The following is a 19287-nucleotide window of genomic DNA, read 5'->3' as shown; positions in this document are numbered from 1 at the left end:
AAGGAGACGGCATGTCGGTCTTGAGTGATGAGCGACGCCGTGACCTGATCACCGGAGCGATCGGGACGTGGCTCGTGGTCGCGCTCGTGAGTGACGGCTGGGCGCACTTCAACGTGCCGGAGCTGGAGAGTTTCTTCACGCCTTGGCACGGCGCGCTCTACGCGGGGTTCGCTGCGATGGCCGGGTGGATCGGGCTGCTCGCGTGGAGGTCTCGCGGCGCGGAGAGCTCGGTGCTGAGTGGGCTGCCGCGCGGGTATCGCGGTGCTGCGGTCGGCGTGCTCGTCTTCGGCGCGGGTGGAGTCGCTGACCTGCTGTGGCACGAGGTCTTCGGAATCGAGGTGGCCGTCGACGCGCTGGTCAGCCCGAGTCACCTGGTGCTCGGCGCCGGCGGGCTGCTCATGCTCAGCGGTCCTCTTCGGGCCATTGAGGTGCTGAGTGGGGACAGACCGTGGCCGGCGACCGCCGTACTGTCGCTGGTTCTGTCCACTTCCCTTGTGGCGTTCTTCCTCCAGTACACCTCGCCGTTCCCGATGCCGGCGGTCGTTGAGTCGTTCATCCCGACTCCCGAAGGCACGCCGGGACACCTCGAGGCCGAGATGGTCGTCATCGCCGGCTTGAGCGGCTATCTGGCCACCACAGTGCTGTTCACCCTGCCGTTGCTGCTGATCCTGCGCAGCCGGGAACAGTTCGCCGCACCGGCGACCGTGCTCGTCGGACCGATCGCGTGGCTACCGGTTGCCGTCGTCGGGTTCTCTTGGGTGCCAGTGGCCGGTGCTATCGGAGCGACGTTGGGTGCGATCGTTGCCGACCTTCTGCTGGCACGTGGGCGTTTCACGCTGCCGATCGTCGCCGGAGGTGTACCGGTGTTGGTGTGGAGCGGTCAGCTGGCCGGACTCGCAATGGCGGATGCGCTGCGCTGGCCGGTGTCGCTGTGGGCGGGTGCGGTCGTGCTTGCTGGATTCACCGGTGCGGCGGTCGGTTTGCTGGCGTCGGTGAACATCAGCTCGGCGAACAGGTCAGCAGCATCAATGCGAACATCGCCGCAGACGCGGTGACGACGGGCAGTGCCATGGCGGTGATGCTCGCGATCCCGCTGGACATCAGCCTGCGCGTGCGGTTCGGCATCCGGCGGCGCCACTGCAGACGGTCCAGCCGGACGTCCAGAGCGTCCCTGCTCATCGCGAGTGCGGAGTCGGGAGCGCCGTGACACGACACCCGCAACAGCGCAGCACGAACAGTGTCAGCGCCATGGGTGCGCGCGGCGGCCAGGTCGGCTGACATCTCGACGAGTTCACGGATCGAGCGCGCTGCCCGCTTGAACAGGGGCAGGATCGGAAGCGCGGCGGCTATCGCGTCCGCGGCGGCGACCAGCAGATGATGGCGTCCGTTGAGGTGTGCTCGCTCGTGGTCGAGGACGGCATCGACCTCTTGAGGGGTCAGGTGGCGGCGGAGTCCTTCCGTGGCGACCACAAGACCGGGCTTGCCAGGGAGGCTGAACGCGAGAGGCCGGTCGTGGTCGAGCCACACCGTTGGATGTGCTCCGGGTTCACGTCGTCCGGCGAGGCGCAGCACCGAGCGGTGTTCCTCGCGGGCGTGGGCTCGTTGCCGAGCGCTGCGTGCACCAACGATCGCGAACCGAATGAGCAGAGCGATCAGCAGGGCGCCGCCGGTGAGGCCGCTGATCACCTCAATCGTGGGGGTAGTGCCGTGGCGGACCGACTCCCAGCAGTGGTGCAGGGTGTCGAGGGCGGCGAGGCCATGCTCGGGCAGCAGGAGCAGCACCATGGCAACGGCTGAGGTCGTCATGACCGCGGCGATCGAGGTGAGCCAGGCGACGAGGGCGACCACCGGGTCGCTGAGCCGCCGCAGCAGGCGCGGTGCCAGCCAGCCCATCGTGATGGACCCGAGCAGCAGCGCCAGCGCGACAGTCACTTTCCGCCGGCTTTCCTGCGGAACGCCCGGCGCAGCACCGCCGACTCCTCGGTGGTCGCGGACTGTGCGAAGTGCAGCAGCGCGGCCTCGGGATCACCCGAGGCGACGAGCACGTCGCGCACGGCGTTCGTCGCGGCTTCGACGCGGCTGATGGTGGGCTGGTACCAGTAGGCCTTGCCCTCCAACTCGCGGGAGACCCAGTCCTTGCGGTGCAGGTTGTCCAGCACGGTGAGCACGGTGGTGTAGGCGAGTTGCTTGCCGGTATCCAGCCGTTCCAGCACCTGGCGCACCTTGAGCGGCTCTCGGGCGTGCCACAGCACGTCCATCACCGCGGCTTCCAGCTCACCCAGTCCGCGCATCGCCCACACCCTTTCGCAGACTGAGAAGTATGCCTGGTCGTCGCCGTCACCGGACCGCGCCTCCTGATCTGTGCCTTCGCGGGAACACCCGTCCTGCCCGGCGTCCCGTGATGTGGTCGCGGTCTCCTCGGTGCTGGAATCTCGGCAATCGTGGACGGCGCCAGTTGTCAGGGAGCGGAAGGCGGACGCGTGACCGTCGAGGAGAACGTGACACCGATCCAGGCCAGCCGGCGCGCACCGATGGTGTTCGCCACGGGCGCGGGCATGGGCCTGCTGGGCGGCATGATCGGGCTGGGCGGGGCGGAGTTCCGGCTGCCGCTGCTGATCGGCCTGTTCGGCTTCGCGGCACTCTCGGCGGTCATCCTGAACAAGGCGATGAGCCTGGTCGTGGTGCTCACCGCGTTGCCCGCCCGGCTGGCCACCGTCACCGCCGTCGAGTTGGGTGCGCATTGGGCGGTCGCGGTCAATCTGCTCGCTGGCAGCCTGCTGGGGGCTTGGGCAGGGGCGGCTTGGGCGGTGCGGATGCGCATCGCCGCCCTTTACAAGGTCCTCGCGGCACTGATGGTTCTCATGACCGCAGTCCTGGTGCTCACGCACGTCAGCCTCGGCACGCTCGACCTGCCGCCCACCGTGCAAGCGGTCTCCGGCGTTGCCGCCGGGTTCGGGATCGGCGTCGTCGCCGCGATCATGGGTGTCGCGGGCGGGGAACTGCTGATCCCGACGATCGTGCTGCTCTACGGCGTCGACATCAAGACCGCGGGCAGCCTGTCCCTGCTGGTCTCGCTACCCACCATGCTTGTCGCCTTCGCCCGCTACAGCCACGACGACAGCTTCAGCGTCCTGCGCCAGAACATGCGCTTCGCCGGCGTCATGGTCGCCGGGTCGATCACCGGCGCTCTGCTCGGCGGCCTCCTCCTCGGCGTCGTTCCCGATCTGGTGCTCATCCCCGCGCTGGCTGTCGTGCTGCTGATCTCCTCGATCAAGCTCGCCCGCCACCACTGACGTCCACGAGCAGGACAAGTCGAACACTACTGTTCGACTTGCCGCTTGGCTTGGCGTACCTTAAGTCGAACAGTAGTGTTCGACTTAAGGAGCGGGCATGAGCCAGACGGCCGTGCGAACGAACTGGTGGGTGCTGGTGCTGCTGAGCCTCGCCCAGTTCATGGTGATCCTGGACGTGACGGTCGTGAACGTCGCGCTGCCGGTGATCGCGACCGAACTCGACCTGGACCGTGCCGCGCTGACGTGGGTGGTCACCGCGTACACGCTGTGCTTCGGCGGGCTGATGCTGCTGGGCGGCCGGCTGGCCGACACGATCAGCAGACGCGGCGTGTTCCTGACCGGGTTGGCCGTGTTCACGGTGGCGTCGCTGGCCTCCGGGCTGGCGGGAAGTGCGACCGCGCTGGTGGTGGCGCGCGCCGCCCAAGGTGTCGGCGCGGCGATGCTGTCCCCGGCGGCGATGTCGATCGTCACCACGACCTTCCACGGGTCGGACCGCAACCGTGCGCTCGGGGTGTGGGCGGCGATCGCCGGAGCGGGTGCCGCGGCCGGGGTCCTGCTGGGCGGCCTGTTCACCGCGGGGCCTGGCTGGGAGTGGGTGTTCTTCATCAACGTGCCGGTCGGTGTCCTCGTGGCCGTGCTGCTGCCGCGATTGGTGCCGTCCGGCCGAAGTGGACGATCATCGGGGAAGATCGACGTTCCAGGGGCGTTGATCGCAGTGTCGGCCGTCGGCGCGCTGATCTACGCGTTGGTGCGTGCGGGCGACACCGGCTGGGGCGGCGGCAGCACGCCGTACCTCCTCGCCGCCGGCCTTGTGCTGCTCGTCGTGTTCGTGGTCGTCGAGCGCAGGGTCGCCGAACCGTTGGTCCGGCTGGAACTGCTGACCCGGCGTCCTGTGGTGGCGGGCAATCTGGTCATGCTGGCCGCTTCCGGGCTGCTGCTGGCCAACTTCTTCCTCAACTCCCAGTACCTGCAGCACGTGCTGCGTCTCGACGCGCTCGAGACCGGCCTGATCTTCCTGCCGGTGGCGCTGGTCATCGGGCTCGGCACCCACCTGGGCGTCCGCGTCGTGAACCGGTTCGGCGGACGACCTGCGGTCGCCATCGGCTTCGGCCTCGCCGCGGTGGGCGCGGTGCTCCTGGCGCAGGTGCCCGCATCCGGGAACGCGGTGCTGGCCGTCCTGCCGGGCTTCCTGATCTCCGGTCTGGGGCTCGGCGCCACGTTCGTCACCGCGACGACCACCGCGATGGCGCACGTCGGCCAGCACGACGCCGGAACGACGTCCGGACTGATCAACACCGGGCACGAACTGGGCGCCACGCTCGGCATCGCGTTCGTGTCGACGGTCGCGGCGCTGAGCCTGCAAGGCGGTCCGGTCGGGGGCTTCGGTGCCGCGTTCACCGCGATGGCGATCGTGGCCGCCGTCAGCGCGGTCGGGGCGACGCTGCTGGTTCCGGCGGGCCGTCCGCCTGCGACCGATGGTCCGGTGTTCGCGCACTGACCGGCCGTAGGCTTCCGGTCGTGGCCACCACGGAGACTCGGCGCCGCGCCGACGCCGAACGCAACATCGCCGCCATTCTCGACGCCGCCCTGGTGCTGTTCACCGAGGAACCGCAGTCGAGCATGGTGGCGATCGCGCGCGCCGCGGGCGTCGGCCGGGTCACCCTCTACAGCCACTTCCCGTCCCGCGAGGTGCTGCTGGAGGCGGTGCTGGACCGGACGATCGCCGAAGCGGGCGAGGTCATCAAGAAAGCCGCTCCCGAGGAAGGCGCCGCCACCGAGGCGCTCCGGCGGCTGCTGCGGACGTCCTGGCACGTGCTCAACCAGCATCGCAAGCTGTTCAACCTCGCCCAGCGCGAGCTCGGCCCGGCCCGGCTGCGGCAACGGCACCGCGACGTCGTCGACCACGTCGAGAGACTGCTCGCGCGGGGCCAGGAGGAGGGCGTGATCCGGACCGACCTGCCGATGAACTGGCTCGTGACCACCGTCTACACCCTGCTGCACGCGGCCGCCGAGGACGTCAACACGGGACAGCTGAAGGCAGAGGAGGCCGCCGACGTGCTGGAGGCGACCCTGCTGCCCGCTCTCAGATCCTGAGGCCGGTCACACCACGCGGCTTGTAGACCGCGAGCGCCAACGCCACGATCAGCACCACGAGCGCTCCCGCGGCGTGCACCACGAATGTCGGCGACCGCAGCGGCTCCAGATCGGCGGTGGGATCCGCGGCGACAGCGGCGAAACGGTCCACCGTCCGCGTGTAGATGAGCAGCACCGCGGTGGCGAACACGTTCAGCACCAGCTTGAAGATCACCCAGTAGTGCCGGAACAGGCCCCACGCGGAACCGAGCGACGAGACCAGGCCGCTCAGCAGCGACGCGACCGCGAACGGCAGGACCACGTACCAGACCATCGGCTCCGCGATCAGATTCGCCGCACGCACAACGCGATCGTCCTGAGTGGTCACTCCGACGACCGCCACGGCCAGAAACGTGAGCACGGCGCCGAACCAGCCCACTGAGGACGCGATGTGCGCGGTCAGGGCGAGCTTGCGCAGGCGTGGCTTCATCGGTGCATGCCTGGGCCGTGCTCGATGGGGAGAGCGAGCGCTACGAGGAACAAAACGATCACCACGGCAATGACGATGCCCATGATCTTCACCCAACGCGGTGTGTCAGCCATGTCCGGCAGTTTACGAGACATAGTGTATTTATCAAGACACAGTGTCTTGGTCCCGTAGGATGTGCTCGTGCCGAAGCTGTGGAACGAGACGATCGAGACGCACCGCCGCGAGGTGCGGCACGCGATCCTGGCCACCACCGCGACGCTGGTGGCCGAGCGTGGCCTGCTCAACGTGACGATGTCGCAGATCGCGGAGCAGACTGGTATCGGCCGCGCGACGCTCTACAAGTACTTCGCTGACGTCGAGGCGATCCTGCACGTCTGGCACGCCGAGCAGATTGCACACCATCTCGCCTACCTGACCGAAGTTCGCGGCCAGGCGGCCGGGCCCGCTCAGCGTCTCAAAGCTGTCCTCGAAGCGTTCGCTGCCATCTCGCACGGCTCGCATGGCCACTTCGACACTGACCTGGTGGCGCTCCTGCACCGCGACGAGCAGGTCGGTCACGCCCAGCAACAGATTCGTCACATGATCCGTGACCTGCTGGCCGAAGCTGCGGCTGCCGGTGAGGTCAGAGCGGACGTGGCACCTGCTGAACTCGCCGCGTACTGCGTTCATGCACTCGCCGCGGCCGGCACGTTGCCTTCCAAGGCTGCCGTTCGTCGGCTTGTCTTGGTCACCCTCGCAGGCCTGCGCCCGACTACCTGACTCCGCTTCGGCGCCACACGTGGCCGTGCGTCACCGCCGCGCGACAGGTTGATCTGACAACCACGAACAACTGTCGTGCGTTCGAAAACGTCCGAAGCAAGATAGTAGGCCATTTGGGGTGACTCGGGTCACACTGTCGGGGTTTGCGTCGATTACTCCTCATGGGGGTAGCAACGGCGCTGTCCTTGCCCGAAGGGAGTGGCCTGCTGTGAACCGACTACGGCGGCTGACCACCCGTCGCCCTCCTCGTCGCCGGAGTAATGGCGATCCCAGTGACGGCGAGCGTGCACGCGGCCAACGTCTTCGATGTCGGGGCGAACGCGCGTCCCGGCGGCAGCCTCGCCGACCCGGTGTTCCTCTGCACCGTCAGCGAGCCGGGCGTCGGCCAGGCGGCACCAACGGCCGGCTGGTCCGACCCGCCCGCGATCAGCCGCCCGACCTCGGCGGCGTCATCCGGCTCGGTCGCCTTGAGCCGCAGACGCAGGAGTTCCTCCTGCGGTGACACCAGATCGTTGGGCCCAGTCGCTGGCGGGCCCAGTTCGAGGGGGAATCAACGAGGAGAACCAATGAGAACCAGACGACTTTTCACCGCACTGGCCGTGGCGTCGCTGACCGCGGCGATGGCGGCACCCGTGGCGGCACACCCCGGCCAACACGGTCCCACTGAAGGACATCTGCTCGGTCCGGGCGCATGGGGTGACCTGCAGCTGTTGGGCAAAGCGGACCTGACCAACACCGACGACCTGATCGCCGACGTGGCGGTCGACCCGCGTACCACGTACGCCTATCTGGCGAACTGGGGCAAGGCCACCTGTGACACCAACCGCGAGAACGGCGACCCCGATGCCGGCGCCTACATCGTCGACATGACCGACCTGGCCAACCCGAAGCAGATCGGGTTCATCCCGCACTCCCAGGACAGTCGGCCTGGCGAGGGCATGCAGGCGCTGCAAATCGACACGAAGTTCTTCAACGGCACCATGCTCGTGATGAACAACGAGCAGTGCGGCAAGAACGGCCGCGGTGGCGTCTCGCTGTACGACGTCAGCAACCCCAGCAAGCCGGTCAAGCTTTCCGAGCATTTCGGAGACCGCGCGAATCTGGCGCGCGGCGACTCCAACGACACGCACAGCGCGTTCGCCTGGGACGTCGGCAGCAAGGCATATGTGGTGATGGCGGACAACTTCGAGTCGGGTGGCACGGATGTCGACATCCTCGACATCACCAACCCGAAGCGGCCGCGGCTGATCCGCGAGATCGACGTCGACGCCGAATATCCCAACCTCGTCCAGACCAACCTCGGCCTGACCGAGGTCAACCTGCACGACATGGTCGTCAAGAACATCGGCGGGCACTGGGTGATGCTGCTGTCCTACTGGGACGGCGGTTACGTGCAGCTCAATGTGGACGATCCGGCCAATCCGACGCTGATCGGCGACACCGACTTCAATCACCCTGATCCCCAACTGCTGGAGTCGACGGGGGAGGCGCGCACGGCAGAGGGCAACGGGCACCAAGCCGAGTTCACCGCCGACAACCAGTACTTCATCGGCACAGACGAGGACTTCGCGCCCTACGGAGCCACGAACTTCGCAATCACCAGCGGCGCGAACGCGGGGTCGTACCTGTCCGTGCCAGTGCCTGGTTCCACGCCGATCGTCGCCCTTGCCGATGACAAGCTCAACGGACCGGTCGTCTACGGCGGCTACGGGTGCCCGGACTCCGCGCCGATCCCGACGCCTGCCTCGATTCCCGGCTACGAGGCGTCGCTGCAGGCTGGCGAGGAGAAGATCGTGGCGCTGCAGCGCGGTCCGACGGGCGACCCGAGTGCGCCTGAACCTGCCTGCTTCCCCGGCGACAAGGCGCATCAGGCCGCGCTCGCCGGATGGGACGCCGTGGTGTTCGTCCAGCGGCACGGCGGAACCGAGAACCCGCCGTTCTGCGGATCGGGCGGATTCGTCGACGCAGTGGTCGGCGTGTGCACGAACCACACGGCGTACCACAACATGTTCGGCACACCGGTCAGCTTCACCTACCCCGACGGACCGGCGATCGGCACCGTCGGTGAGCGGATCGAAGCCACCGCGGCCTTCGACGGCTGGGGCTACGTGCACCTGTTCAGCAACCAGGTTGACGCGAACAAGAAGTTCGCCGAGCTGGACACGTTCGTTATCCCCGAGGCGATGGACCCGGCGTACGCGGTCGGGTTCGGTGACCTGAGCGTGCACGAGGTCGCGACCGACCCCAACGACCCGACGCGCGCCTACCTGTCGTATTACGCGGGTGGAATGCGCTCACTGCGGATCCAGTGCAGCAGCCCGAACAACTGCGAACTGGTGGAGAGCGGCGGATACCTCGCGCCCAGCGGTAACGACTTCTGGGGCGTCGAGACGTTCACCCGCAACGGCAAGACCTACGTCGCGGGCAGCGACCGGGACGACGGTCTCTACCTGTTCGCCACCGGACCGTAGGCGATGAGAGGTGCGAGCCGGGCGAGAGCACCTCGCCCGGCTCGTCGTCGTGAGCCAGTCCGCGCCCTGGCTACAGGTCTCCGGAAGGGGTGGGCGTTGGTACGCGGCATGTGAAAACCGCAAACGACGGGAAGGCTGCGGTCCGGATGGGCCGACCACCCCTGGCCGATCGGGAGGCGATCATCCGGACTGCACTGGAGATCGGGTTATCGCGGCTCACGATGCCCGCGGTAGGGGAGCGGCTGGGGATCTCGCACTTCACGTTGTATCGGTACTTCCGAAGCCGGAACGACCGCGCCGCCGCGGCAGTCGACCAAGCGGTCGATGCGATCGAGTGGCCGGAGCCCGGCGAGGACTGGCGTGCCTACCTGGCGGAAACGGCGTGGGCACATTGGCGCCTCTACTCGGCGCACATCGGTTTGGCGAGAGAGATCACGGCGTTGCGGGTCATAGGACCTGCCTTGGTCAAGCGCGCCAACCAGACCGGAGTCCTCCTTCTCGATTACGGATTCGATCCGGTTGACGCCGTGCTCGTGGTGGACATGGCGGAGTTGGTCACCCAGGCGTTTCTGGCCGCGCCGGAACAGGCGGATGGCGCCGACCATGACGCGGTGGACGTGCTTCAGCGACGACGGCAGGAGCTCATCGGCCCGGCCTGGGTATCGGAGCTGCCCTCACCAAGATCACGCTGGATGGCGTGCCGTCTGGCGATTCGGGAGACGACACCCTCACAGACGGCTATGTTGCGGCGTTTGTCGCGGGCTCCGGACTGCTCGCGCTTGCAGCGGCCATCGCCGTTGTCATGACCGGCTCACGACGTGTGCGTGTGTAATCGCCTTCAACCTGGCTTCATTCGAAAAGCTGATGTGATCTTTGGACACATCGACGCATTGGTTGTAACGAGTCGGTCTTGCCGACCGAAGTTGCAGACGACGGTGTCCTACTAGGACGAATAGTAGTTCCGGTGTTGCGCTGAGTCACGGTGATCGAAGCGGTCTGGGGGTCGACCGCTTCGGTCGAACGGCATCGTCGCCCTGGTCGGAAGTTCGAGAAGTGGAGCGTCATGTCGACCCAGCAGCCCCGGTCGCGGCTCGTCCTGCGGTTCCTCGTCGTCTGCGTGCTCGTGGCCGCCACGTTCGTCACGACGAACGTGGTGATGGCACCGCCTGCCAGCGCGGCTCCGTGTGATGCTCCGGTGGTCAACAAGGTCGCGTGCGAGAACACCAAGCCCGGAACGCCGAACTGGCAGGCGCCCTACCGGGACGACACGATCCTGGGCTACACCACCGACATCAGCGTCACGCCGGGCGGCCAGGTCCAGTTCAAGATGCTGACCAGCGCGCCCGCGTATCGCCTCGACATCTTCCGGCTCGGTTGGTACGGGGGAGTGGGCGCACGTCAGATCGGCACCGTCTCCCGCAACACCCCGCAGAACCAGCCGCCATGCCTGCGGGACGGGCCTACCGCACTCATCGACTGCGGCAACTGGGCCGTGTCGGTGACGTGGAACGTGCCGTCCGATGCCGTGTCCGGCATCTACTACGCCCGAGCGACACGGAACGACACCGGCGTGCAGAACGAGATCGTGTTTGTCGTCCGCGACGACACGTCCACGTCGAAGATCCTGTTCCAGACGTCGGATGCCACCTGGGTCGCGTACAACCGCTACGGCGGCAACAGCTTGTACTTCGGTGACGGCCCCGGCCAGGGCGGCTCGTCGTACAAGGTGAGCTACAACCGCCCGTACACCGGAGGTGACGGCGACGAGAACTTCATCTTCAACGCCGAATACCCGATGCTGCGCTTCTTGGAGCGCAACGGGTACGACATGAGCTACACGACCGATGTGGACTCCGCACGGCGCGGGCATTTGATCAAAAACCACAAGGTGTTCATGGCGGTCGGCCACGACGAGTACTGGTCGAACGAGCAGTGGAACAACGTCATGGCGGCGCGTGATGCCGGCGTGCACATGGCGTTTCTGACGGGCAACGAGATCTTCTGGAAGACCCGCTGGGAGAAGAGCATCGACTCCTCGCAGACTGACTGGCGCACGATCGCCTGCTTCAAGGAGACCAAGGGCCTCCAGAACGACGGCCTGAACGACTGGACCGGCACGTGGCGTGACCCGCGCTACAGCCCACCGCAGGACGGCGGCCGGCCGGAGAACCAGTTGCTCGGAAACTGGTTCACCGTCAACGGCCGCCGGGACGACTCGATGCAGGTTCCTGCGGCCTTCGGCAAGATGCGCTTGTGGCGCAACACACCGCTAGCGACGATGCCTGCGGGTTCGACGTACACCTTCCAGCCGGGCACCCTGGGTTATGAGTGGAACACGGTGCCGGACAATGGCTATCAGCCTGCGGGCGTGGCGCAACTGTCCCGCACGACGGTGTTCGTCGACGGCTACTACGCGCTCAAGAACTGGGGCGACCAGTACGGCTCGAGCAACGAAACACACGCGATCACCTACTACAAGGCGGCTTCCGGGGCGCTGGTGTTCGGTGCGGGCACGGTGCAATGGGCGTGGGGCGTGGACGACGAACACGCGTTCCTCACCAATACCCCGACGTCTGACGTGCGGATGAAGCAGGCGACCGTCAACTTCCTGGCCGACATGGGCGTGCAGCCCGCCACGCTGCAGAGCGACCTTGTTGCGGCGACCGGGAGCACCGACAGGACAGCGCCGGTGGTCTCGATCACGAACGTTCCCTCCCCGTCGACGGTCGGTCAGCCCTACACCTTTTCCGGCACGGTGGCTGACGCCGCGGGCCAGGTCGCCGGGGTCGAGGTGTCGACGGACGGTGGCACCAGGTGGCACCCGGCGGTCTGGGAGGCGGGGAAGACCACCTGGGCCTACACCTACACCCCGTCCGCTTCGGGGTCGGCGCAGCTCCGGGTGCGGTCGGTCGATGATTCCCTGAACCTCTCGACCCCGGTGACCGCCTCGCCTGGTGTCTCCGCACGAACGTGCCCGTGTGGCATGTGGACGAGCGCCGACACCCCGAAGGTGGTCGACCAGACCGATGGCAGTGCTCTGGAACTCGGCGTGAAGTGGCGTGCCAACACCAACGGTTACGTTCGCGGTGTCCGTTTCTACAAGGGCGCCAACAACACTGGCACGCACACCGGAACTTTGTGGTCGGCCAGCGGTCAGCAGCTCGCTACCGGCACGTTCAGCGGCGAAACCGCGGCCGGCTGGCAGACGCTCACCTTCCCGGTGCCCGTCGCAGTCACTGGCGGCGCGACGTACGTGGTCTCCTACTTCTCGCCCAACGGCGGGTACTCGGTCGACGCGGAGTACTTCAGCCGCCAGTCCCGGTACCTGGAACCGTTGACCGGCCTGCAAACCGGGGTCGACGGCGTCAACGGTGTGTTCCGCAGTGGCCCCGGATTCCCGGACCGCAGCTCCCAGGACAGCAACTACTGGGTCGATGTGCAGTGGGCGCCCGACCCCGGTCCGGACACCCGTGCGCCGGAACTGACCAGCACCAGTCCGTTGAACAGCGCGAGCAGCGTCAGCCTCACCCCGGCGGTGAGCGCAACCTACGACGAAGCGGTCGATCCGGCCTCTGTGCAGTTCACCCTGACCGGCCCGGCCGGGGCCGTCACGGGTACCACCGGGGTGACAGGCACCGGCAAGACGGTGACCTTCACACCAGGGCAGGCTCTGACGGCTGCAACCACCTACACGGCAACGGTCCGGGTCAAGGACGCCGCCGGTAACCAGACCGCGCAAACAAGTTGGTCGTTCAAGACCGGCTCGCCACGTCCCGCCACCTGCCCGTGCACCGTGTGGGACGACTTCGCCACCCCCACGATCGAGAACGCCGACGACAAGTTGGCGATCGAGCTCGGCACCAAGGTCAGGTTCAACGGCAAGGGCGAAGTCCTCGGCGTGCGCTTCTACAAGGGCGCCGGCAACACCGGTACGCACACCGGATCACTGTGGTCGTCGACCGGTCTGCTGCTCGCCAGCGGAACGTTCAGTGGCGAGTCCCCGTCCGGGTGGCAGACCCTCACCTTCGCCACGCCTGTTGTCGTGCAGGCGAATACCACCTACGTGGTGTCGTACTACGCACCCAACGGCGCCTACGCGGTCAGCGGTGGCTACTTCAACGGCCAGACCGCGAGCTACGGCGCGATCCGGGCACTCGCCAACGGCACGGACGGCCCCAACGGCCTCTTCCGCTACGGATCAGGTGGAGGGTTCCCGACTTCGAGCTACAACGGTGCGAACTACTGGGTCGACGTCGTGTACCGCAACGGGCTCAACGGTGACACGACACCACCCACAGTGGACACGCGCACCCCGGCCGTCGATGCCACCGGTATCGCGGTGAACGCACCGCTCTCGATCCGGTTCAGCGAAGCCGTCGACCCCGCCAGCTCCCAGATCTGGCTGACCGACCCCGGCGGCGCGAAGCTCTACGGAACGGTGGCGCTCTCGGGCGATCAGCGAACCGTGACGTGGACTCCCACCGCGCCCCTCACACCGTCGACCAGGTACACGGCGAGCGTCCTGATCGCCGACGCCAACGGCAACGCCATGGCGAACACCGCAACCTGGTCGTTCACGACGACCACCACGCCGACGTGCCCGTGCTCGTTGTTCAGCAGGGCCACCGAGCCCACGCTCACGTCGTCCGACGACACCGGCTCCTACGAACTCGGCGTGCGGTTCAGCCCCACGCAGAGCGGCCAGATCAGCGGTGTCCGCTTCTACAAGGGCGCCAAGAACACTGGCAGCCACACGGGCTCGCTGTGGTCGTCGACCGGGCAGCGGCTGGCCACCGGCACGTTCAGCGGCGAGTCGGCGACCGGCTGGCAGACCCTGACGTTCGCCACACCCGTGACAGTCTCACCAGGCCTGACCTACACCGCCTCGTACACCACCACGACCGGTGGTTACTCGGTCGACGCCGGCTACTTCCAGGCCAGCGGGGTCAACGCACCACCGCTCACCGCGGCGAAGAACGGGGAGGGCGCCCCCAACGGTGTCTTCCAGCCGGGCGGTGGCTTCCCGACGATGAGCTACCAGGGCAACAACTACTGGGTCGACGTCGACTACAGCCCCAACAGCGACACCTCCGCGCCCACCTCGACCGGGCACACTCCGCTCACGGACGCGACCGGGGTCGGGCTGACCAGCACGGTCACCGCGTCGTTCGACGAACGGATCGACCTGACCAACACGCAGTTCACCGTTGCCAATCCCCGTGGCGCGATGCTGACGGGCACGCTGAGCCGGTCCTCCGACCAGCAAACGGTGATCTGGACGCCGTCGGCACAGATGGCCGCATCGACCCGCTACACGGCGAACGTGCGTGCGGCGGACGTGAACGGCAACCTGTCCGCGCAGGCGGTCACGTGGTCCTTCACCACAACAGCTAGCCAGACGTGTCCGTGTTCGTTGTTCAGCTCGGCGACGGTGCCGACGACCGCAGCGGCGGACGACACCGGTGCCTACGAGCTCGGCGTCCGGTTCTTGCCCGCGGTGAACGGCACCATCACCGGCGTCAAGTTCTACAAGGGGCCAGGCAATACCGGGACCCACACCGGCTCGGTGTGGTCGGCAACCGGAGAACGGTTGGCCACCGGCACGTTCACCGGCGAGTCCGCCGGCGGCTGGCAGACTCTGACGTTCTCCTCGCCGCTCGCGGTGACTGCCGGAACGACCTACATCGCCTCCTACACAACGACAACAGGCCGATATTCGGTGAACGCCGGCTACTTCGCCGGATACACGGTGACCAGCCCGCCGTTGTCGGCGCCCGCCACAGGGGAAGGCTCGGCCAACGGCGTGTACCAGGTCGGTTCCGGCTTCCCGACGTTGTCCTACGGCGGCAACCACTACTGGGTTGACGTGGTGTTCTCCTCCAGCTAGCAATCGGAGATGGTCGTCGCACGCCGCCGGGCCGCTTCGCAGACGAATGTTTGTCGCGAGGCGGCCCGGCGGCGTGCGTTCGCGGTTGCCTCGACCTTCCGATCATCTACTCCCACAAATAGTAGGTGTCGCCCCCAGGCAAACACGATGTTGACACCTGCTCCGTAGGATGTCGGCCATGAACGGCACGGACCGCAGGACGCACGGCGCGCGAGGACACCTCTCGCGGCTGGTCGTCGTTCTGGCCGTGCTTGCCGGGTTGGCTCTGGTGGTGGGCGCACAGTGCACCGACGGCATGTCGATGGCACATGGCGCGAACACCGTCATGGTGGACGGCGGCCACGAGCTCACCGCACAACATCCGGCCGCGGTCGGGATGCTCATGGCTCCGGACGCGGATGCTCCTGGTGACAGCGACATGGGCGGTGCACTCGCGGCCTGTCTGATGCTCATCGTGGCTGTCATCGCCATCGTCGCCGGGCTGAGGCTTCCCGGTTTGCGCAGCTCAGCAGCAGCACCGCGGCCTGCCCGTGTGGCGCTGACCCCGGTCGTCCTGCTGCAGGCGCCAAGTCTCGCGACACTCTGTCTGTTGCGGATTTAGGAGAGGTCTGCCCGTACCTCGGCTCGACGCCGAGATGACGGGCAACGACGCGCATCGGCACCTCGGCCGGCGTGCCATTCGGCCTTTCCCGTCCCATCTGGAGGAGCTTTCGTGAATCTTGCTGCTGTCCTGATCACCGGCCTGTTCGCCGGTGGTGTGTCCTGCGCCGCGGTGCAGGGCGGCCTGCTCACCGGATTGATCACCCGTCAGCGCGCGGGGACCGCCGAACCCGCCGCCCTCGCCCGTGGCGGGAAGAACAGACAGGCCGCTGCGGTCGCCGAGCGGCGGAACTGGCGCGCCCAGCTGGGCGACGACATGGCTCCGGTCGGTGGCTTCCTGGCGGGCAAGTTGGTGTCGCACACGCTGCTCGGTGCGTTGCTGGGCGCGCTCGGGAGCGTTGTCGAACTGTCGGTCGGGCTCCGCACGTGGCTGCAGATCGGCGCCGGTTTGCTGATCATCGTGTTCGGGCTGGCGCAGCTTGGGGTTCCCGGCTTTCGCCGCGTCGTGATCGAACCGCCGGTGTCCTGGATGAAGATCGTGCGCAGCCGCGCCCGCTCGCAGGCCGCGCTGGCGCCGGCCCTGCTCGGCTTCGCCACGGTGCTGATCCCGTGCGGTGTCACGTTGTCCGTTGAGGCGCTGGCGCTCGCGTCCGGTTCTGCCTTGTCGGGAGCGGCGACGATGGCGGTGTTCGTGCTCGGCACCGGTCCGCTGTTCGCCATCCTCGGCTACGCCGCCCGCAAAGCAGCCACCGCCTGGAAGGGCAGGCTCGCGGTCGTAACCGGCCTGGTGGTGCTGGCCATGGGTCTGTACACGCTCAACGGCGGCCTCGAACTGGCCGGATCACCGCTGGCAGCAAGCAAGATCGAGCAATCCTTCGGATCAGATGACGCTCCTGCCGATACTGCCACCGTGTCCGAGGTGGACGGACAGCAAACGGTGGTGATCACCGCGCGCAGTGGTTCCTACAGCCCGGACAACGTTCAGGTCCGTTCCGGTGTACCGACCACGCTCGTCGTCAAGTCGGAGAACGCGCAGGGCTGCGTGCGGTCCTTCGTCATCCGCGACGAGCAGAAGGTCCTACCGGTGAGGGGCGAGACCCGCATCGATCTGGGCGTGCTGCAGCCGGGACAGCTGGACTACGCCTGCGGGATGGGCATGTACACCGGCGTCATCACCATCGTCTGAAAGAGGATCCACTGTGGCCACCACGACACACGTCTTCAGAGTCGAGGGCATGCACTGCGGCAGCTGCGCGCTGCTCATCGACGACGCTCTCGAAGACCTGCCGGGCGTCCAAAGCACCCAGACCACCGTCAAACAGCGGCGCAGTACGGTGGAGCTGGATCCGAGCCAGAGCACTCCCGAGGACGTGATCCGCGCGATCGAAGAGCTCGGCTACCAGGCCTCGCCGATGTCCTGACGATGTCCAGCGCACGCCGGGCGGCTCGGGAGAGACCGCCCGGCGCGTCCTGTCATCCTTCGATGCGGCGGATGACGTTGATGGGGCCGATCGAGTCGATGTCGGCGATCTTCACGGGAACACCCTCGGTCGAGGCGTGCACCGCACGGACGCTGTCCACCGCCATCGCGACGTGGTGCTGGTCCGCGTAGTAGATGATCAGGTCGCCCGCCTTGACCTCGTTGCGCGACACCGTGCGGCCCACTCCGGCCTGACCGTAAGTGGTGCGCGGGATCGACACCCCTGCCGTCCGGTAGGACGCCTGCATCAGGCTCGAGCAGTCCCACGCGTCGGGTCCATTGGCACCGAACACGTAGGGGTCTCCGCGCTGCGCGAGCGCGTACGCCAGCGCCTTGCCCGCTGTGCCGGCCGGAACGGCGATCTTGGACATGTCACCGGTGCTGCCGAGCACGCCGCGGTCTGAGGCGTTGAGCTGGTTGTACTGCTGGCGGGCGAGGGTGACCTGACTGTCCAACTCGGCCTTGCGCTGGGTGATGTCCGCGACGGCCTTGTTCGCGCCGTCACTGGCCTCCTGAGCCCGGCGCTGGGCGTCGTCCGCCTGGGCGACCGCGTCCGTCAACTTGCCGAGTGCTTCGGCGTTGTCGGCGGCGAGGATCCCGAGTGCGGACATCCGGTTGAGGAAGTCCTGCTGCGAGTCGCTGACGAGCATTGCGGAGAGCTGGTTGAACTTGGCGCCCTGGAACGTCGACTCGGTGATCACGTCGACCTGCCCGCGCAGCACCTCCTCGGCCTGCTTCGCGGTACCGAGGTCTATCTTGGCCTTCTCGAGATCGCCCTGCTTGGCCTTGAGGTCCTCCTGCGCGCGCAGATGGTCCTCGTTGAGCTTCTCGGCCTGTTTGGCCAGGTCGTTGTACTTCTTCAACGCTTCCGAGGCGTTCGGCGGCAGAGCCGGGTCTGCGGAGGCGGGAGTCAGACTCGCCGCCGCGACCACTGCTGCAGCCGCTACCGCTCCACGGACCGTGCGCCTTGAGAGGGGCGACACCACGTCGCGTGTTCCTCCTTCATCGCGGAGGTCGTCGCCCTGTGTGGTGCGGCGACCCCGGTTGGAGACCCGAGCGGACTACCGCGGGCCTGAAGGTCGCGGCCAGGTTACGGAACGTGGATCGATTCGTCCACTAGGGGGCTTAGTACGTCCGTTGATCGTATGTTTTCGTTCCAGTCGGCGGTGATCTGAAGATCACGGCATTCGGACATCTCGGCGGCTCACGCCCAACCCGCTGATCCCACTATTTCGGATAGTCGTTCATCGGTTGTGTCCCTGCGGACCGTAGCGGTGGCAGCTGAAGCCACAGATAATATCCGCGCTCGCGACATTCGACCTGGAGAACATGTGACCGACTCGAGCAAGCTGACCGTGTGCCGAGGCTGTTGCTGTGGCACCGCGGAGAAGCATCCCGGCATCGACCACGAACGCCAGCTGCGAGCGCTGCGCGAGGGCGTCGGGGCCGGAAACGTCAGCGTCGCGAACTGCCTTGACTCATGCGACTACTCCAACGTCGTGGTCGTTCGCCCCGCGGCGCCGGCGCGTGCACAGGGAGCCCGTCCTGTCTGGTTCGGTGGAGTGCTCACCGAGGAGGCGACGCAGGACATCCTCATGTGGATTGCCGCGGGCGGGCCCGGTCGCGCCGACATGCCCGACGGCCTCGTCGCGCGCCTGATCGACCGGAAGACGCTGCCCGACGTTGATGAGGATCTCGTCTAGGGGCTGCGAGGAAATCGCCTGTCTTCGACTGTTGAGTAGATAGGCTTGCCCAGGTGTGGAGTGACGGCAAGACGGACACGATCAGGTCGCGCCCGTGGCGGCGGCACGCCAGACCGCATGCGGTGCTCGGGGTTCTTCCGGTCAGCTGCTGGTTGGCGAGCCTCGTGCTGGACTTCGCGTCCCGCTCAGCCGTTGACCCGGTATCAGATGGTCGAGCGGCCACCTCGCTGATCGGGTGGGGGCTGTTGGGCGCGGGTGTCGCCGCAGTGGCAGGGTTCCTCGATTCGCTGTCGATTCCCGCAGGCACCAAGGAGTTCCGCCTGGCTTTGATCCATTTCGGACTGATGACCGCAGCCTCCATCACCTTCCTCACGGGCTATGTGCTGAGGAAGGCCGAACCTCTTGACCAGGCCGTCGGTGTGCAGGCACTGGTGGTGTCGTTGATCGGTGCGCTGTTTCTCGTGGCGGGAGTGGTCAGCGGAGTGGTGCTTGCTCATCGACACGCCTGAGCCTTCGGTCCGCGACCGCCGC

General features: G+C 67.1%; 18 protein-coding genes. 13 read left to right on the top strand and 5 right to left on the bottom strand.

Annotated elements, in window-relative coordinates; genetic code table 11:
* Nucleotides 1-11: 11 nt before the first annotated feature.
* A complete protein-coding gene (locus tag DFR72_RS05455) occupies nucleotides 12-1055 on the top strand; it encodes a hypothetical protein (RefSeq protein WP_090063745.1) in 1044 nt (347 codons plus the stop codon).
* Here the strand turns inward: DFR72_RS05455 and DFR72_RS05450 are convergent.
* Nucleotides 1000-1932, bottom strand: a complete 933-nt coding sequence (locus DFR72_RS05450) for a M56 family metallopeptidase (protein WP_090063746.1) — start codon at nucleotides 1930-1932, stop codon at nucleotides 1000-1002. The two genes, DFR72_RS05455 and DFR72_RS05450, sit on opposite strands and share 56 nt — an antisense overlap.
* Complete coding sequence (locus tag DFR72_RS05445; protein WP_090064479.1) at nucleotides 1929-2291, bottom strand: BlaI/MecI/CopY family transcriptional regulator; 363 nt, start codon at nucleotides 2289-2291, stop codon at nucleotides 1929-1931. Before DFR72_RS05445 ends, DFR72_RS05450 begins: the two co-directional genes overlap by 4 nt.
* A gap of 189 nt (nucleotides 2292-2480) precedes the next feature.
* Here DFR72_RS05445 and DFR72_RS05440 point away from each other — a divergent pair, with 189 nt between their 5' ends.
* The 3 genes from DFR72_RS05440 to DFR72_RS05430 all read left to right on the top strand — a co-directional run bounded on the left by DFR72_RS05440 (nucleotide 2481) and on the right by DFR72_RS05430 (nucleotide 5387).
* Nucleotides 2481-3293: a sulfite exporter TauE/SafE family protein gene (locus tag DFR72_RS05440; RefSeq protein WP_211335314.1), complete on the top strand. Its 813-nt coding sequence runs from the start codon at nucleotides 2481-2483 to the stop codon at nucleotides 3291-3293.
* A 97-nt stretch (nucleotides 3294-3390) separates the two neighbouring features.
* Entirely contained in the window at nucleotides 3391-4791 is a 1401-nt protein-coding gene (locus DFR72_RS05435; RefSeq protein WP_090063747.1) for an MFS transporter, read from the top strand.
* Nucleotides 4792-4811: 20 nt separating this feature from the next.
* Nucleotides 4812-5387 carry a TetR/AcrR family transcriptional regulator gene (locus tag DFR72_RS05430; RefSeq protein ID WP_170176127.1) on the top strand — a complete coding sequence of 192 codons (576 nt, stop codon included), beginning with the start codon at nucleotides 4812-4814 and terminating at the stop codon, nucleotides 5385-5387.
* Here the strand turns inward: DFR72_RS05430 and DFR72_RS05425 are convergent.
* Nucleotides 5377-5856 carry a DUF2269 domain-containing protein gene (locus tag DFR72_RS05425; RefSeq protein ID WP_090063749.1) on the bottom strand — a complete coding sequence of 160 codons (480 nt, stop codon included), beginning with the start codon at nucleotides 5854-5856 and terminating at the stop codon, nucleotides 5377-5379. The two genes, DFR72_RS05430 and DFR72_RS05425, sit on opposite strands and share 11 nt — an antisense overlap.
* A 180-nt stretch (nucleotides 5857-6036) precedes the next feature.
* Between DFR72_RS05425 and DFR72_RS05420 the strand changes: the two genes are divergently transcribed.
* Complete coding sequence (locus tag DFR72_RS05420) at nucleotides 6037-6615, top strand: TetR/AcrR family transcriptional regulator (protein WP_090064482.1); 579 nt, start codon at nucleotides 6037-6039, stop codon at nucleotides 6613-6615.
* A 217-nt stretch (nucleotides 6616-6832) separates the two neighbouring features.
* Here the strand turns inward: DFR72_RS05420 and DFR72_RS05415 are convergent, their stop codons facing one another.
* Complete coding sequence (locus tag DFR72_RS05415; protein ID WP_090063750.1) at nucleotides 6833-7120, bottom strand: hypothetical protein; 288 nt, start codon at nucleotides 7118-7120, stop codon at nucleotides 6833-6835.
* 61 nt (nucleotides 7121-7181) lie between these two features.
* On the opposite strand from DFR72_RS05415, the gene DFR72_RS05410 reads away from it, so the two are divergent.
* The 6 genes from DFR72_RS05410 to DFR72_RS05385 all read left to right on the top strand — a co-directional run bounded on the left by DFR72_RS05410 (nucleotide 7182) and on the right by DFR72_RS05385 (nucleotide 16994).
* Nucleotides 7182-9086: an LVIVD repeat-containing protein gene (locus DFR72_RS05410; protein ID WP_143086635.1), complete on the top strand. Its 1905-nt coding sequence runs from the start codon at nucleotides 7182-7184 to the stop codon at nucleotides 9084-9086.
* Nucleotides 9087-9232: 146 nt separating this feature from the next.
* On the top strand, nucleotides 9233-9892 hold the full coding sequence (locus tag DFR72_RS05405) for a TetR/AcrR family transcriptional regulator (RefSeq protein ID WP_090063753.1): 660 nt from the start codon (nucleotides 9233-9235) through the stop codon (nucleotides 9890-9892).
* A 257-nt stretch (nucleotides 9893-10149) separates the two neighbouring features.
* Entirely contained in the window at nucleotides 10150-14973 is a 4824-nt protein-coding gene (locus DFR72_RS05400; RefSeq protein WP_090064483.1) for a DUF4082 domain-containing protein, read from the top strand.
* Nucleotides 14974-15151: 178 nt separating this feature from the next.
* Nucleotides 15152-15574 carry a hypothetical protein gene (locus tag DFR72_RS05395; RefSeq protein WP_143086636.1) on the top strand — a complete coding sequence of 141 codons (423 nt, stop codon included), beginning with the start codon at nucleotides 15152-15154 and terminating at the stop codon, nucleotides 15572-15574.
* 111 nt (nucleotides 15575-15685) lie between these two features.
* Nucleotides 15686-16759, top strand: a complete 1074-nt coding sequence (locus DFR72_RS05390; protein WP_245982534.1) for a sulfite exporter TauE/SafE family protein — start codon at nucleotides 15686-15688, stop codon at nucleotides 16757-16759.
* 13 nt (nucleotides 16760-16772) lie between these two features.
* Complete coding sequence (locus DFR72_RS05385; protein ID WP_090063756.1) at nucleotides 16773-16994, top strand: heavy-metal-associated domain-containing protein; 222 nt, start codon at nucleotides 16773-16775, stop codon at nucleotides 16992-16994.
* A 52-nt stretch (nucleotides 16995-17046) separates the two neighbouring features.
* Here DFR72_RS05385 and DFR72_RS05380 read toward each other — a convergent pair whose 3' ends face one another.
* The gene (locus DFR72_RS05380; protein ID WP_245982532.1) at nucleotides 17047-17985 is read right to left on the bottom strand and encodes a C40 family peptidase; all 939 of its coding nucleotides are present in this window, start codon (nucleotides 17983-17985) and stop codon (nucleotides 17047-17049) included.
* Between the two features lie 399 nt (nucleotides 17986-18384).
* Between DFR72_RS05380 and DFR72_RS05375 the strand changes: the two genes are divergently transcribed.
* Together DFR72_RS05375 and DFR72_RS05370 are read left to right on the top strand one after the other, a co-directional pair.
* Nucleotides 18385-18756, top strand: coding sequence for a hypothetical protein (locus DFR72_RS05375; RefSeq protein ID WP_211335313.1), 372 nt, complete (start codon nucleotides 18385-18387; stop codon nucleotides 18754-18756).
* 53 nt (nucleotides 18757-18809) lie between these two features.
* Nucleotides 18810-19265 (top strand): DUF2231 domain-containing protein, encoded by a 456-nt coding sequence (locus DFR72_RS05370; protein WP_090063758.1) that lies wholly within the window; start codon nucleotides 18810-18812, stop codon nucleotides 19263-19265.
* Nucleotides 19266-19287 lie beyond the last annotated feature (22 nt).

It is taken from the genome of Lentzea flaviverrucosa (genome assembly GCF_003350445.1).
Lineage (GTDB): Bacteria > Actinomycetota > Actinomycetes > Mycobacteriales > Pseudonocardiaceae > Lentzea > Lentzea californiensis.
The sequence above is the reverse complement of the archived record's forward strand: the minus strand, read 5'-3'. Positions and strand labels throughout refer to the sequence as shown.